General features: G+C 69.4%; 10 protein-coding genes and 1 riboswitch. Of the genes, 6 read left to right on the top strand and 4 right to left on the bottom strand.

What is annotated here, in order from left to right:
* Positions 1-29: 29 nt before the first annotated feature.
* The 3 genes from ABD691_RS32605 to ABD691_RS32595 all read left to right on the top strand — a co-directional run bounded on the left by ABD691_RS32605 (position 30) and on the right by ABD691_RS32595 (position 2,358).
* The gene (locus tag ABD691_RS32605; protein ID WP_344686218.1) at positions 30-257 is read left to right on the top strand and encodes a hypothetical protein; all 228 of its coding nucleotides are present in this window, start codon (positions 30-32) and stop codon (positions 255-257) included.
* A gap of 180 nt (positions 258-437) precedes the next feature.
* The gene (locus ABD691_RS32600; RefSeq protein WP_344686217.1) at positions 438-1,274 is read left to right on the top strand and encodes an SAM-dependent methyltransferase; all 837 of its coding nucleotides are present in this window, start codon (positions 438-440) and stop codon (positions 1,272-1,274) included.
* A gap of 133 nt (positions 1,275-1,407) precedes the next feature.
* Positions 1,408-2,358 carry an ABC transporter substrate-binding protein gene (locus ABD691_RS32595; protein WP_344686216.1) on the top strand — a complete coding sequence of 317 codons (951 nt, stop codon included), beginning with the start codon at positions 1,408-1,410 and terminating at the stop codon, positions 2,356-2,358.
* A gap of 155 nt (positions 2,359-2,513) precedes the next feature.
* Here the strand turns inward: ABD691_RS32595 and ABD691_RS32590 are convergent, their stop codons facing one another.
* The 3 genes from ABD691_RS32590 to ABD691_RS32580 form a co-directional block, all read right to left on the bottom strand.
* Positions 2,514-4,136, bottom strand: coding sequence for an ABC-F family ATP-binding cassette domain-containing protein (locus tag ABD691_RS32590; protein ID WP_344686215.1), 1,623 nt, complete (start codon positions 4,134-4,136; stop codon positions 2,514-2,516).
* 48 nt (positions 4,137-4,184) lie between these two features.
* Positions 4,185-5,558, bottom strand: coding sequence for a serine/threonine-protein kinase (locus ABD691_RS32585; RefSeq protein ID WP_344686214.1), 1,374 nt, complete (start codon positions 5,556-5,558; stop codon positions 4,185-4,187).
* 72 nt (positions 5,559-5,630) lie between these two features.
* Complete coding sequence (locus ABD691_RS32580; RefSeq protein ID WP_344686213.1) at positions 5,631-8,039, bottom strand: glycoside hydrolase family 3 protein; 2,409 nt, start codon at positions 8,037-8,039, stop codon at positions 5,631-5,633.
* A gap of 112 nt (positions 8,040-8,151) precedes the next feature.
* A riboswitch (cobalamin riboswitch) is annotated at positions 8,152-8,350 on the top strand.
* A gap of 128 nt (positions 8,351-8,478) precedes the next feature.
* Between ABD691_RS32580 and ABD691_RS32575 the strand changes: the two genes are divergently transcribed.
* The 3 genes from ABD691_RS32575 to ABD691_RS32565 all read left to right on the top strand — a co-directional run bounded on the left by ABD691_RS32575 (position 8,479) and on the right by ABD691_RS32565 (position 12,473).
* On the top strand, positions 8,479-10,887 hold the full coding sequence (locus ABD691_RS32575) for a ribonucleoside-diphosphate reductase subunit alpha (protein WP_344686212.1): 2,409 nt from the start codon (positions 8,479-8,481) through the stop codon (positions 10,885-10,887).
* A gap of 55 nt (positions 10,888-10,942) precedes the next feature.
* A complete protein-coding gene (locus ABD691_RS32570) occupies positions 10,943-12,016 on the top strand; it encodes a ribonucleotide-diphosphate reductase subunit beta (protein WP_344686211.1) in 1,074 nt (357 codons plus the stop codon).
* 157 nt (positions 12,017-12,173) lie between these two features.
* Entirely contained in the window at positions 12,174-12,473 is a 300-nt protein-coding gene (locus ABD691_RS32565) for a zinc ribbon domain-containing protein (protein ID WP_344686210.1), read from the top strand.
* 153 nt (positions 12,474-12,626) lie between these two features.
* On the opposite strand, the gene ilvD is transcribed toward ABD691_RS32565, so the two are convergent.
* Positions 12,627-14,321 carry a dihydroxy-acid dehydratase gene (gene ilvD / locus ABD691_RS32560; protein WP_344686209.1) on the bottom strand — a complete coding sequence of 565 codons (1,695 nt, stop codon included), beginning with the start codon at positions 14,319-14,321 and terminating at the stop codon, positions 12,627-12,629.
* Positions 14,322-14,540 lie beyond the last annotated feature (219 nt).

Genomic DNA, 14,540 nt, shown 5'->3' with positions numbered 1-14,540 from the left:
ATATACGGTACGGGGGTATATATGAACCCATGAAACCGCAGAAGCGAGTCCAGTTCCGGCGGGAGGGCCGCCTCGGACCGGTGCTGATGACGATGGAGCTGGCAGCACGGCTGTGCTGCGGCGTGCTGACTGCTTCCGGCCTCATCGAGGCCCGGCGCGCAGGCACGCTTGGCCAGTTGTCGGCACGGGTTTCGGCGAGCACGTCCTGCGGCGGACGCGGTCAGCCGTCGGCTCCGCGAGGCGCACGGCTGCCGTGAACCCCCACGCCTTCGCGGGTGGGACCCACTCGCGGCCGACCACTGGTTCGGCCGTCCGGATGAGATGGACGACACTTCATACCCCAAGCGGGTATGAGCGCTGCGCAGGGAGGAGGCGGGCCGAAAGTGATCGATTATCGTGGGCTCGACAGCTGCCCGCGTCGGAATGAGTGAGCCCGCATGTCGCTCGACGAACAAGGAGCACGGCCCGCCGTCCCCGCGGAAGTCGACACGTCGAGACCGAACATCGCCCGGATCTACGACGCCGGTCTCGGCGGCAAGGACAACTTCGAGGTCGACCGCCAGGTGATGCGCGCGATCCTGGAGGTCGCCCCGGACGCGGGTGTCGCGGTGAGGGACAACCGGGAGTGGCTGATCCGGGTCACCCGGTTCCTCGCCGAGAACGCGGGCATCCGGCAGTTCGTCGACCTCGGCTCGGGTCTCCCGACGGCGGAGAACACCCACGAGATCGCGCAGCGGATCGCTCCGGACTCCACCGTGGTCTACGTCGACAACGACCCCGTCGTCGAGGCGCACAGCCGTGCCCTGCTGGAGGAGAACGAGCAGACGCACTTCGTCCGCGGCGATCTCACCGACCCCGGTGAGTTGCTGTCCGAGTCGGTGCTGGGCCGCATCCTGGACCTCTCCGAACCGATCGCGCTCTACCAGATCGGCATCCTGCACCACTTCGCCGACATCGACCGGTTGCGCGCGATCATGCGCACCTACGTCGACGCGCTGGCTCCGGGCTCGTACGTGGCGATCAGCCACTTCCACAACCCGGGCGGCGAGTACGACGAAATCGCCAAGCGGGTGGGCAAGATCATGCTGGACAGCGGGATGGGTGGCGGCTACTTCCGCAGCCGCGAGGAAATCGCGTCACTGTTCGCGGGTGTCGAACTGGTCGAGCCCGGGCTGACGCTGGCCCCGGACTGGTGGCCGGACGGTCCCCGGACCGCGCCGCTCGTCGTCCCGCAGCGGATGTTCCTGGTCGGGCTCGCTCGCAAGAACGGTTGACCACACGGGCAAACGGGTAACCAGGCGCACACCCAGTGCCACGACCTGCGGCGATCGACACCTTGCCCTGGCCACTCCTTGATCCTTAGGTTAGGCTCCCCAAACCCTAGCCGACGGACAAACAGGGAGTGCCATGTCCCGCCCCCGAAGAATCCTCGCCACGGTGGCCGCCACCCTCGCACTGGCCGCGACCGCAGCGTGCGGTACTTCGAGCCCCGAGCCGAACGCGGCGCCGCAGCAGGGCGAGCGCGTCATCACCCATGCGAAGGGCCAGACCACTGTCAGCGGCGCGCCGCAGCGCGTCGTCGTGCTCGACACCGGAGAACTCGACGCCGTGCTCGCGCTCGGCATCAAGCCGGTCGGCACGGTCCAGCCGGACGTCAACATCCCCCTCCAGCCGTACCTCGCCGACAAGGCCGGCAACCCGGAGATCGTCGGCACCATCGGCAACGCGAACCTGGAGAAGATCGCCGCGCTCAAGCCGGACCTGATCCTGTCCAGCAAGGTCCGCGACGACGACAAGTACGACGCGTTGAGCAAGATCGCCCCCACCGTCTTCGCCGAGACCGCCGGGGTGACCTGGAAGGAGAACTTCCTGCTCGACGCCGACGCACTGGGCCGCAAGGCAGACGCCGAGCGGATCCTGGCCGACTACCAGAAGCGCGCCGCCGACATCGGCAAGCAGGTGGGCAATCCGGGTGCGGTCAAGGTCGGCACCATGCGGTTCATCAGCGGTGGCAACGAGATCCGGCTCTACAACAGGGGATCGTTCATCGGCACCGTGCTCGCCGACGCCGGGTTCAACCGCCCGGACAACCAGCTCGGCGAGAAGGGCACCTTCACCAAGATCAGCCGTGAGCAGGTGTCGCAGGTCGAAGCCGACCTGCTGTTCTACAGCGCCTACGGTGACGCCGCGCAGCAGCGGCTCATGGAGCTGACCGCCTCCGACCAGTGGCGCAACCTCAACGTGGTGCGCAACGGCAAGGCGATCGCCGTGCCCGACGACCGCTGGTTCCTCGGGCTCGGCCCGATCGGCGCGAACCTCGTGCTCGACGACCTGCAGACGTACGTCGCTCCGAAGTAACCCGGATCCCGTGATCCGGTCCCGGGTCCCGTGATCCGCTCCCGGATCCCGCGATCCAGCGCGGAATCCTGTTGCAGCGCGGAATCCGCTGTCCAGCACGGGAATCCGCAATCCAGCGCGCCGCCCGGTCCACCGACCGGGCGGCGCGCCGCGTTTCACCTGGCGCGCCGCACCCGGCTCTCGTCCCACACCGGTTCGTCCACTTCGGCCACCACACCGTCGGCGCGGAACACCAGGTAGCGGTCGAAGGACCTGGCGAACCAGCGGTCGTGCGTGACCGCCACGACGGTTCCGGTGAACTCGGCCAGCGCCTCCTGCAACGCCTCCGCCGAGGCCAGGTCCAGGTTGTCGGTCGGCTCGTCGAGCAGCAGCAGCGTCGCCCCGGACAGTTCGAGCAGCAGCACCTGGAAGCGCGCCTGCTGCCCGCCCGAGAGCGTCTCGAAGCTCTGGTCACCGGACGCGGCCAGGCCGTACCGGCTCAGCGCCGGGATCGCGTCCTCCCGGCCCCTGCCGGGCCGGTCCCCCTCACCACGGCCGAGGATGTCCACCAGCGTGCGCCCGATCCACTCCGGATGGTGGTGGGTCTGGGCGAACAGCCCCGGCACGATCCGCGCCCCGAGCCTGCACTGCCCGCTGTGCGCGACCGACTCCCGGTCCAGCAGCAGTCGCAGGAAGTGGCTCTTGCCGGACCCGTTGGACCCCAGCACGCACACCCGGTCGCCGAAGAACACCTCCAGGTCGAACGGCCGCATGAGACCGCTCAGTTCGAGCTCTTCGCAGGTGATCGCCCGCAGTCCGGTGCGCCCGCCGCGAAGCCGGGGCCGCAGCCGTTGCTCCTTCGGCGGCAGCGGCGGCGCGCCTTCTTCCTCGAATTTGCGCAATCTGGTCTGGGCCGCTCGGTACCGGGACGCCATCTCGTCGCTTATGGTCGCGGCGCGCTGCAACGAGCGCACCAGTTCCTTGAGCTGCTCGTGCTTGTCGTCCCAGCGCCGTCGCAGCTCCGCCATCCGTTCCCTGCGGGCGGCGCGCGCCTGGTGCCAGGTGCCGAAACCACCGCCGTGTACCCACGCGGTCCGGCCTTCGAGGGTGACGATGTGGGTCGCCGCGGTCGCCAGCAGTTCGCGGTCGTGGCTGACCACCAGCACCGCCTTGCCCGACTCCGCCAGCCGCTCCTCCAGCCAGCGCTTGCCCGGGACGTCCAGGTAGTTGTCCGGCTCGTCGAGCAGCAGCACCTGGTCGCTGCTGCGCAGCAGCGCCTCCAGCACGAGCCGCTTCTGCTCGCCGCCGGACAGGGTGTTCACCCCGCGGAACTTCGCCCGGTCGTAGCCCAGCCCCAGCGACTGCGTGGTCACCGCGTCCCACAGGACTTCTGCTTCGTAACCACCGGCCTCGCCCCATGCGGTGAGCGCTTCGGCGTAGCGCAGCTGGGTCTTCTCGTCGTCGGTGTCCATCAGCACCAGCTCGACGTCGTCGAGTTCCGCCGCCGCGGCGCGCAATGCGGGCGACGCGACCGTCAGCAGCAGATCGCGCACCGTCCGGCCGTCCCGGACCGATCCGATGAACTGCGGCATCACCCCGAGCCCGCCCTGCACGTTCACCGCGCCGGAGCCGGGTTTGAGCTCCCCCGCCAGGATCCGCATCAGCGTGGTCTTGCCCGCGCCGTTGTCCCCGACGACCGCGACGACGTTGCCCGCGCTGACGCGGAACGACACCCCGTCGAACAGCTCGCGGCCGTCGCCGAGCCGGTAGGACAGCGACGACGCTTCAAGAAACCCCATTTGCCCGATTATGGTGCGGCGGGCAACCGTTTTTCGGCGCGAGCGGGCTCAGTCGCAGCCGACCACGTTGTCCGCCGGGCTCACGTGGTCGAGCCTGCGCACGAACGAGTCACCGGCCACCGAAGCCCGCTTCGCGCACGCCTCCGCCTTGCCGCCGTAGGGGCCGTAGTAGACCGAGTAGATCTCCGCGCCGTTGAGGTGCGTGCGCAGCGATTCGCAGCCGGTCGACGGCGAATGCTGGTAGCTGGTCCCGGGGTGCTTTTCGAGGTGCTGCTGCACCTGCTGCGTGTAGCTGCCGGGCGTCACCGCCGAACCGACCATCACGATGTACCCGCCGTCGCAGGCGGGTTTGCTGATCGGCACCGAAAGCCCGAGGTCGCCGGGCAGCCGCGGCTGCTTCGGCTGGTTCGTCGGCTGAGCGTTCGGCGTCCCGGTCGTCGTCGGCGGCGGGTACATCGCGAACGCCGCACCGCCCGCGACGGCCGCGACCGCCGCCACCCCGATGCCGACGTGCCACCACCGGACGCGGCTCTTCGGACGTGCGGGCTCGTGCCGGGTCGGCACCACCGGGGGTGCCTGCATCGTCGCGGGCATCTGCACCGACACCGGCGCGGTCACCGCCTGCCGGACCGCCCGCGCGAACTCCCCCGCGCTGGCGAAGCGCTGGTTGGGGTCCTTGGCCATGCCGATCTCCACCAGCCGGTCGAAGACCGGCGGCAGCGCCGGGTTGTGCTCGCTCGGGCGCGGCGGCTCCTTGTTGATGTGCGAGAACATCAGCGCTTCCGCGGTGTTCCCGCCGAACGGCTTGGCTCCGGTCAGGCACTGGAAGAACACGCACGCCAGCGAGTACACGTCGGCGCGGTGGTCGATCTGCCCGGTCCCGAACCGCTCCGGCGCCATGTAGTCGAGGGTGCCGATCGCGATGCCGGTGGTGGTCAGGTTGGTGTTGGTCCTGGCCCAGTGGGCGATGCCGAAGTCGACGAGGTAGGCGAATCCGCCGCGGCCGATGATGATGTTGGACGGTTTGACGTCCCGGTGCACCATGCCTTCCTCGTGCGCGGCGTCGAGCGCCTGCGCGACCTGGTGGATCACGTCGGCGGCCTCGGCGGGCGGCATCGGGCCGCGCTCGGCGAGCAGCCTGCTCACGTCCTGGCCCTCGATGAGGCGCATGTCCAGGTAGAGCCTGCCGTCGATCTCGCCGTAGGAGTGGATCGGGATGACGTGCGGTTCGCTGAGCCGGGCCGCCGCGTGGGCCTCCCGCTTGAACCGCTCGCGGAACTCGGGGTCGGACGCCGTGCGGTCCCCGAGCACCTTCAGCGCGACGATCCGGTCGTGGCGGGTGTCGTAGGCGCGCAGCACCTCGCCCATCCCGCCGCGGGCGATCAGCCCTTCCACTCGATACGGACCGAACTGCGAGACCACGGTGTCGGACTCCCCTTCGGATCGCTGGCGCGCACTCGACCGGTCATCATTCTATTGGTTGAAGCCGACAGCCTAATGGTTGACGACGACCGTTAGCCGGATGTCACCGGTGGACCTGCCCGCCAGCAGCCTGCACTCCCCCTCCGGGAGCCGGACCCCGACGACCGCCTCCGCCTCCTGCCCGGCTTCCGCCTCCACCACCGCGAATCCCGCCAGCCACGGCGGGCGCCCTTCGGTCGCGACGTAGACCTGCACGACCTCGCGCCCGGCGCGGTCCCCGGTGTTGCGGACGGTCACGCGCAGCGCTCCCCCGTCCTCGACGGCGTCGACGTACTCCCAGGTCGTGTAGCCGAGCCCGTGTCCGAAGTAGAACCCGGGCCGGGTGTCCCGCGCCGCGTACGCCCGGTAACCGACCAGCGTTCCCTCGGTGTAGTGCAGTTTCCCGTCCATGGGCTGCACTCTCGGTAGCGGCACGGGCACATCGGCGAGCTCGGCGGGGAAGGTGGTCGGCAGCCGGCCGCCGGGCTCGGCCGCTCCGGTGAGCACGTCGGCGAGCGCGTCGCCGTACTCCTGGCCGCCGAACCACGTCCACAGCAGAGCCGACGCGTCCTGCGCCCACGGCATGAGAACCGGTGACCCCGCGTTGACCACGACCACCGTGCGCGGGTTGGCTTCCAGCACCGCGCGGACCAGTTCGTCCTGCGCCCCGGGCAGATCCAGCGTCGTGCGGTCGCGGCCCTCGGTCTCGGCCTCGTCGTTCGTCCCGACCACGACGACCGCGACGTCCGCCTCGCGCGCGGCTTCGAGCGCGGCCTCCAGCTCCGCCCGGTCGTCCCACCCGTCGGGATCGTGCCCGATGCCGAGCCCGACGATCGAGTCCAGCTCGCGCGGGGTGAACTCGACGGTGACGGGAACCGTCCCGTCCGGGCGGATGTCGCTGTCGACGAGCACGACGTGCACCCGTTTTTCCGGCGGTTGCAGCAGGTCGCCGAGCGGATCGTCACCCGCGGCGGCAGCGGTCACGTCACCCTCGAACACCGAGCGCCCGGCCACTTCGACGCGGAACTTCCCAGTGCCGTGCACACCGAAGGCGTGCTCCCCCGGCGACACCTTGAGGTTCCCGCGCAGGCGGAATCCCGCGGTGCCTTCCGGAAGACCGGATCCCCCCATCCACAGCAGGGTTTCCGTGCCGCGCACCTCGGAGTCGATCACCGAGCCGGAGGTGTCGAGGAACTCGACCCGCAACCCGGCGGGATCGCTGAGGAGTTCCGGCGGAATCGGGTCGAGCAGCCGCCGATGCCGGACGCCACGGCGGTAGACCACGTTCGACTCGCCGAAGGCGCGGCGGATTCCCGCCAATGGCGTGACCACGTGCGGCGGGCAGACGTGCGAAGAGCCCCCGCCCTGCACCGCGGGCAGAGCAGCGTTCTCCCCGATCACGGCCACCTTCCCCGGCTTCCCGCCGAGCGGAAGCAGCGGCGCGTCCCCGACCCGGACGTTGCGCAGCAGCACGAAACCCCGCGTGGCGATCCGGCGGATCACCGGACGCGCGGACTCCGGCGGGCCGTCGGAGTCCACTTCGGACTCCTCTTCGAAGGCGCCGGTGCGGACGGCCAACCGCAGCAGCCGCAACACCTTGTCGTCGAGCACGTCCTCGCCTACCCGGCCGCTGTCGACCGCTTCGGCGAGCTTCCCGCCGCTCCACGGGCTTTCCGGTCCCGGCATGGCGAGGTCCAGCCCGCCCAGCGCGGCGCCGTCGCAGTCCCGGGTGGCGAACCAGTCCGAGATGTTGACCCCGTCCCACGACCACTCGCCCTTGAGAATCCCGTTCACCAGAGCGGAGTTCTCCGTCATCGTGCGCCCGTTGACCGAGTTGTAGGCGGTCATGATCGCCCACGGAGACGCTTCGTCCACGATGCGCCGGAACGGCTCCAGGTACACCGCCCGCAGCGTCCGCTCATCGACGACCGCGTCGTAGGTCAGCCGCTCGGTTTCGCTGTCGTTGGCCACGAAGTGCTTCGGCGTGGCCGCCACCCCGCGCGACTGGATCCCGGCGACGACCGCTGCCCCCATCTCGCCGACCAGCAGCGGGTCTTCCGAGAAGTTCTCGAAATGCCGCCCGCCGAAAGGACTTCTGTGCAGGTTCACCGTCGGCGCGAGCACCACGTGCACCCCACGGCGGCGGGCTTCGTCCCCGAAGATCTCACCGACCGTCCGCGCGACGGAGACGTCGAAGGTCGCCGCCACTGCCGATGCGACGGGCACGAGCAACGACGTGTCCCGCTCGTCCCACGCCGGACCCCGGACCCCGTTCGGCCCGTCCGACAGGACCAGCGACCGCAGGCCGATCTCGGGCACCGGGTGCAGCGTCCAGAAGTCGGCGCCGGTGAGCAGCCGCGCCTTCTGCGCCGTGGTCAGCCGGCCCAGCAGCGACCGCAGCCACCGCTCGTCGGGCTCCGGTCGTCCCGCACCAGCTACCATCACCAGCCCCTTCCGTCGGGGACCACGGTGGGCCCGCCCCTCCCCGATGTCTATTCCAGCGCACCGACACGCCGATATCTAGACCGCTTCGCAGCCGCCGAACCCAACATGTAGTGTGTGCCCCGCCGATGGATCACTACGAGGTGAGGCAACAGGGAACCCGGTGCGAATCCGGGACTGCCCCGCAGCGGTGAACGGGAACGACCGTCGTGACCGGCTGGACCGGTACGGCACTGGGCGCGAGCGCCTGGGAAGCCACGACCAGTAGGTGGCCCGTGAGTCCGAAAACCTGCCATCGGTGCGCGCACGACCGTGCGCGCCGTCCGGGGCTTCGAGGGTGAGCCCGCGCGGACCGCAGGCGACCCGTGCCGTCGTCGTGATCCCGCGTGCCCTCCTGCGCCCCGGCCGAGACCGTTCGAGCCAGTGAGGAGACAGCGCAGTGACCGAAACGCTCACCGCACCCGCGCCGCACAACACACCCGACTGGGACCGGGTCGCCGCCGTGGTCCAGCAGGCGTGCGAGGGCTTGTCGGGAGTGTCGGCCGACGCTGTGCTCGACGAGATCCGCCGGACCAGCTACGACGGCATCACCGCGGACGAGCTGGAACTGGCCCAGATCATGGCCGCGCGCACCAAGGTCGAGGCGGAGCCGAACTACTCCCGGGTCACCGCCCGGCTGCTGCTGGACCGCCTCCGCCGCGAAGCCCTGAGCCACCTCGAGGGCGCGCCGCAGGACGCCGACCAGCAGCAGATGCGCACCCGGTACGCGAGCTACTTCCAGGACTACGTCGCCCACGGCGTCCGGCTCCAGCAGCTCGACCCCGAACTCGCCGCCTTCGACCTCGCCCGGCTCGGCGCCGCGCTGCTCCCCGAGCGCGACCTGGCCTTCGACTTCCTCGGTCTGCAGACGCTCTACGACCGCTACCTGCTGCATGACGACGGCACCCGCTACGAACTGCCGCAGGCGTTCTTCATGCGGGTGGCCATGGGTCTGGCGCTGCGCGAGGACGACCGCGAGGCCAGGGCCATCGAGTTCTACCGGCTGCTGTCGTCGTTCGACTTCATGTGCTCGACGCCGACGCTGTTCAACGCGGGAACCACCCGCCCGCAGCTGTCCTCCTGCTTCCTGACCACGGTGGACGACGACCTGCACGGCATCTTCCACTCGATCAGCAACAACGCGCTGCTGTCGAAGTACGCGGGCGGCCTCGGCAACGACTGGACCCCGGTGCGCGGCATCGGCGCGCACATCAAGGGCACCAACGGGCAGTCGCAGGGCGTGGTGCCGTTCCTGAAGATCGCCAACGACACCGCGGTCGCGGTCAACCAGGGCGGCAAGCGCAAGGGCGCGGTGTGCGCCTACCTGGAGACCTGGCACGTCGACATCGAGGAGTTCCTCGACCTGCGCAAGAACACCGGCGACGACCGCCGCCGCACCCACGACATGAACACCGCGAACTGGGTTCCGGACGAGTTCATGCGCCGGGTGGAAGCAGACGAGATGTGGACGCTGTTCTCCCCCGACGAGACCCCTGACCTGCACGATCTCTACGGCGCGGCGTTCGCCGAGCGGTACCGCGCCTACGAAGCCGCGGCCGAGCGCGGCGAGATCCGGATCCACAAGCAGGTCCGCGCGGTCGACCTGTGGCGACGCATGCTGACCATGCTGTTCGAGACCGGCCACCCGTGGATCACGTTCAAGGACCCGTGCAACGTGCGCTCCCCGCAGCAGCACGCCGGGGTCGTGCACTCGTCCAACCTGTGCACCGAGATCACGCTCAACACCAGCGTCGACGAGGTCGCGGTGTGCAACCTCGGGTCGATCAACCTCGCCCAGCACGTCACCGCCGACGGCATCGACCACCAGCGGCTGGAGCGGACCACCCGCACCGCGGTCCGGATGCTGGACAACGTCATCGACATCAACTTCTACACGGTCCCCGAAGCGCGCCGGTCCAACCTCCGGCACCGCCCGGTCGGACTCGGTCTCATGGGCTGCGCCGACGCCCTTTTCGCGCAGCGGATCCCGATGTCGTCGCAGGAAGCGGTGGACTTCGCCGACCGCAGCATGGAGGAGATCAGCTACTACGCGATCTCCGCGTCCGCCGAGCTGGCGGCCGAGCGCGGCAGCTACGAGAGCTTCGACGGGTCGCTGTGGAGCCGGGGAGTGCTGCCGATCGACTCGCTCCGGATGCTCGCGGAGACCAGGAACGGCGATGTGGAGCTGGACTTCGGCACCACCCTGGACTGGGACGCCGTGCGCGAACGCGCGCGCAAGGGCATGCGCAACTCGAACGTCATGGCCATCGCGCCGACGGCGACCATCGCCAACATCTGCGGTGTCGGCCAGTCCATCGAGCCGCTGTACCGGAACCTGTACGTGAAGTCGAACATGTCCGGCGACTTCACCGCCGTCAACCCGCATCTGGTCGCCGATCTCAAGGAAGCCGGCCTTTGGGACGAGGCGATGATCTCGGACCTGAAGTTCCACGACGGCAGCCTCGCGCCGATCGAACGGATCCCGGCACGGCTCAAGGAGCTCTACGCCACCGCCTTCGAGATCGAACCGCGGTGGCTGATCGAGGCGGCGGCCCGCAGGCAGAAGTGGATCGACCAGGCCCAGTCGCTGAACCTCTACGTCGCCGCGCCCAGCGGCCGCAAGCTGGACGCCCTCTACCGGGCGGCCTGGCGCAAGGGCCTCAAAACCACGTACTACCTGCGCTCCACCAGCGCGACGCACGTGGAGAAGAGCACCCTGCGCGGCACCGACGGCAAGCTCAACGCCGTGCCCACCGAAGCCGCGGCCTGCTCGGTCGACAACCCCGACGAGTGCGAAGCCTGCCAGTAATCCAGGAGCCGGCCAGTAATACTGCTCCATCGAAACGTTCAGGGGGATTTTCCTGATGAGTGCTGACCCGATGACCGCAGCCACCGGTCTGGGCGAGATCGACCGCGCCGGGGGCCGGGTCGACGTCACCGAGAAGGCGATGATCAACTCGCGGGCGGACGTCAACCAGCTGCTGCCGCTGAAGTACGGCTGGGCCTGGGACAAGTACCTCGCGGGCTGCAACAACCACTGGATGCCGACCGAGGTCTCGATGCAGGCCGACATCGCGCTGTGGAAGTCCCGCGACGGCCTCACCGACGACGAGCGCCTGATGCTCAAGCGCAACCTCGGGTTCTTCGCCACCGCGGAGTCGCTGGTGGCCAACAACATCGTGCTCGCGGTCTACCGGCACATCACCAACCCCGAGTGCCGGCAGTACCTGCTGCGCCAGGCGTTCGAGGAGGCCGTGCACACCCACACCTTCCAGTACATCTGCGAAAGCCTCGGCCTCGACGAGGGCGAGCTGTTCAACATGTACCGGGAGATCCCGTCGATCGCGGACAAGGACGCCTGGGCCCTGCGCTACACCCAGAACCTGGAGAATCCGGACTTCGCGACCGGCACCGCGGAGGCCGACCAGGCGTTCCTGCGCGACCTGGTCGCGTTCTACGTGATCTTCGAAGGGATGTGGTTCTACACCGGTTTCGCCCAGATCCTGTCGCTGGGCAGGCGGAACAAGATGGTCGGCATCGCCGAGCAGTACCAGTACATCCTGCGCGACGAGTCGATCCACCTGAACTTCGGCATCGACTGCATCAACCAGATCAAGCGGGAGAACCCGCACCTGTGGACGCCGGAGTTCCAGGCGGAGGTGCGGCAGATGCTCGCCGAAGCCTGCGAGCTGGAAGTCGCCTACGGCCGCGACACCATGCCCCGCGGCATCCTCGGCCTCAACGCCGACCTGTGCGAGCAGTACATGCACTTCATCACCAACCGCCGCTGCGGCCAGCTCGGCCTGGAACCGGTGTTCCCGGAGACCGACAACCCGTTCCCGTGGATGTCGGAGGCGATGGACCTGAAGAAGGAGAAGAACTTCTTCGAGACCAGGGTGATCGAATACCAGTCCGGCGCGGCGCTGGACTGGGACTGAGCTTCCGCGGCCGGGCGCCCACTCCCACCAGCGCCCGGCCGCGGATCCCTGTTCACCGAACCGCCGCGGCACGGCGGTTTCGGTGAAAGCGCCGTGGCACGGCTCCGGCTCGCGTACCGTCCTCCGGGGTCCGGTCAGCAGATCAGGGAGACTCGACGTGATCATCTTCGGTTCCCGGCGGACGGTGCGGCGGGTGGCGAACCTGCTGCTGCTCTGCCGGTGCTGCAACGGCGTCTACGCCACGACGCTGAACAAGGCCGTCACGAAGTTCACGCTGTTCTTCGTCCCGCTGTTCCCGATCTACGTCAAGCACGCGCTCACCTGCACCTGGTGCGGCACGACCACCGAGATCTCCCGCGCCGAGGCCGACCGGCTCGTCCAGCAGGCCCAGGGCCAGGCCCCTCAGCAGCCGGGGCCGATGCAGCAGTTCCCCGGCGGCCGGCTCCCTCGCCAGTAGCGGACGCGGCCCTCAGCAGCAGACCGCACGTCCCTGGCAGACCGCGCGTCCGTAGCAGACCCAGCCCGGTAGCGGACCGCGCGTCAGTAGCAGACGCGGCCTGGTAGCGGACGGCGCGTCCGAAGCAGATGCGGCCCGGTAGCGGGCCGCGCGTCAGTAGCAGACCGCGCCCACCGCGGCGGACCGCACCAGCTGCGCGTACTTGCCCAGCACACCGCGCCGGAACTTCGGCTCGGGCGGTGTCCAGTTCTCCTTGCGCCGGGCGAGTTCGTCGTCGTCGACCACCAGGTCCAGGGTGCGGCGGGCGAGGTCGAGCCGGATCCGGTCGCCGTCGCGGACGAACGCGATCGGGCCGCCGTCGGTGGCCTCCGGCGCGACGTGCCCGATGCACAGTCCGGTGGTTCCGCCGGAGAAGCGCCCATCGGTCAGCAGCAGGACGTCCTTGCCGAGCCCGGCGCCCTTGATCGCCCCGGTCACCGCCAGCATCTCCCGCATCCCCGGACCGCCGCGAGGCCCCTCGTAGCGGATCACCACGACGTCGCCGGCTTGCAGCGACCCGTTCTCGACCGCGTCCATCGCGCCCTGCTCACCGTCGAAAACCCGCGCGGTGCCGTCGAAGGTGGCCGAGTCGAAGCCCGCGCTCTTCACCACGGCACCTTCCGGAGCCAGCGAACCCCGCAGGATCGTCAGCCCGCCGGTCGGGTGCAGCGGATCCGACAGCTTGTGCAGGACCTCCCCGTCCAGCTCCGGCGGATCCAGCTCGGCGAGGTTCTCCGCCACCGTCCGCCCGGTCACGGTCATGCAGTCGCCGTGCAGCAGACCGGCGTCGAGAAGCGCCTTCATCACCACCGGCACACCGCCGATCCGGTCCACCGCGGTCATCACGTGCCGGCCGAACGGTTTCACGTCCGCCAGGTGCGGAACCCGGTCGCCGACCCGGTTGAAGTCGTCGAGCGACAGCTCGACCTCGGCTTCCCGGGCGATCGCCAGCAGGTGCAGGACGGCGTTGGTCGAACCGCCGAACGCCATCACGACCGCGATCGCGTTCTCGAACGCCTCCTTGGTCATGATCTGCCGAGCGGTCAACCCGCGCTCCAGCATCCCGACCACAGCACGACCGGCCTCCCGAGCCCCGGCATCCCGTCGCCGGTCCACCGACGGCGGACTGGCCGAGCCCGGCATCGACATCCCCAGCGCCTCGGCGGCGCAAGCCATGGTGTTCGCGGTGTACATGCCACCGCAGGCACCTTCACCGGGACAGATCGCCCGCTCGATGCGATCCACCTCGGCCTCGCTGATCAGCCCCCGCGCACACGCACCGACCGCCTCGAATGCGTCGATGATCGTGACCTCCCGGTCGCCGACCTTGCCCGGCAGGATCGACCCGGCGTAGACGAACACCGACGCGAGGTCGAGCCGCGCAGCGGCCATCAGCATCCCCGGCAGGCTCTTGTCGCAGCCGGCCAGCAGCACCGATCCGTCGAGCCGCTCGGCTTCCATCACCGTCTCCACCGAGTCGGCGATGATCTCGCGTGATACGAGCGAGTAATGCATGCCGACGTGACCCATCGAGATCCCGTCGGAGACCGAGATGGTCCCGAACTCCATCGGGAAGCCGCCGGCCGCGTGCACGCCTTCCTTGCTGGCCTGCGCCAACCGCTGCAACGACAGGTTGCACGGCGTGATCTCGTTCCAGGACGAAGCCACCCCGATCTGCGGCTTCGCGAAGTCGGCGTCCTGCATCCCGACCGCGCGGAGCATCCCCCGCGCCGCGGCCCGCTCAAGACCGTCGGTGACCTCACTGCTGCGGGGTTTCAGTCCGGCCCGCTCCGCGCGCTCATCATCCACGCCGACACTGTAAACCCGCTCCCGCCCGGGCGGCCCCACCGTCGTCCGGACAGCCCAGCACTTCGCCCCAGACCAGGCACAGCCGCGGGGTGTTGGGATACGAAAATAGGGAGTGGCGGGGAAACAGTGTGTCCTGTTTCCCGCCACTCCCCTTTTGTTTGATTGTCGGCGGTGTCCTACTCTCCCACACCCTAACGAGTGCAGTACCATCGGCGCTGG

Origin of the sequence: Saccharopolyspora taberi, from assembly GCF_039534165.1 — a bacterium.
GTDB classification, from domain to species: domain Bacteria; phylum Actinomycetota; class Actinomycetes; order Mycobacteriales; family Pseudonocardiaceae; genus Saccharopolyspora_D; species Saccharopolyspora_D taberi.
This window is presented reverse-complemented; position numbering and strand designations above follow the sequence as displayed.

Bases quoted from the DNA above. Each gene is read 5' to 3' on its own strand.
- ABD691_RS32570 (WP_344686211.1), top strand. From the start codon at position 10,943: ATGAGTGCTGACCCGATGACCGCAGCCACCGGTCTGGGCGAGATCGAC.
- ABD691_RS32590 (WP_344686215.1), bottom strand. From the start codon at position 4,136: ATGGGGTTTCTTGAAGCGTCGTCGCTGTCCTACCGGCTCGGCGACGGC.
- ABD691_RS32605 (WP_344686218.1), top strand. From the start codon at position 30: ATGAAACCGCAGAAGCGAGTCCAGTTCCGGCGGGAGGGCCGCCTCGGA.
- ABD691_RS32600 (WP_344686217.1), top strand. From the start codon at position 438: ATGTCGCTCGACGAACAAGGAGCACGGCCCGCCGTCCCCGCGGAAGTC.
- ABD691_RS32595 (WP_344686216.1), top strand. From the start codon at position 1,408: ATGTCCCGCCCCCGAAGAATCCTCGCCACGGTGGCCGCCACCCTCGCA.
- ABD691_RS32580 (WP_344686213.1), bottom strand. From the start codon at position 8,039: ATGGTAGCTGGTGCGGGACGACCGGAGCCCGACGAGCGGTGGCTGCGG.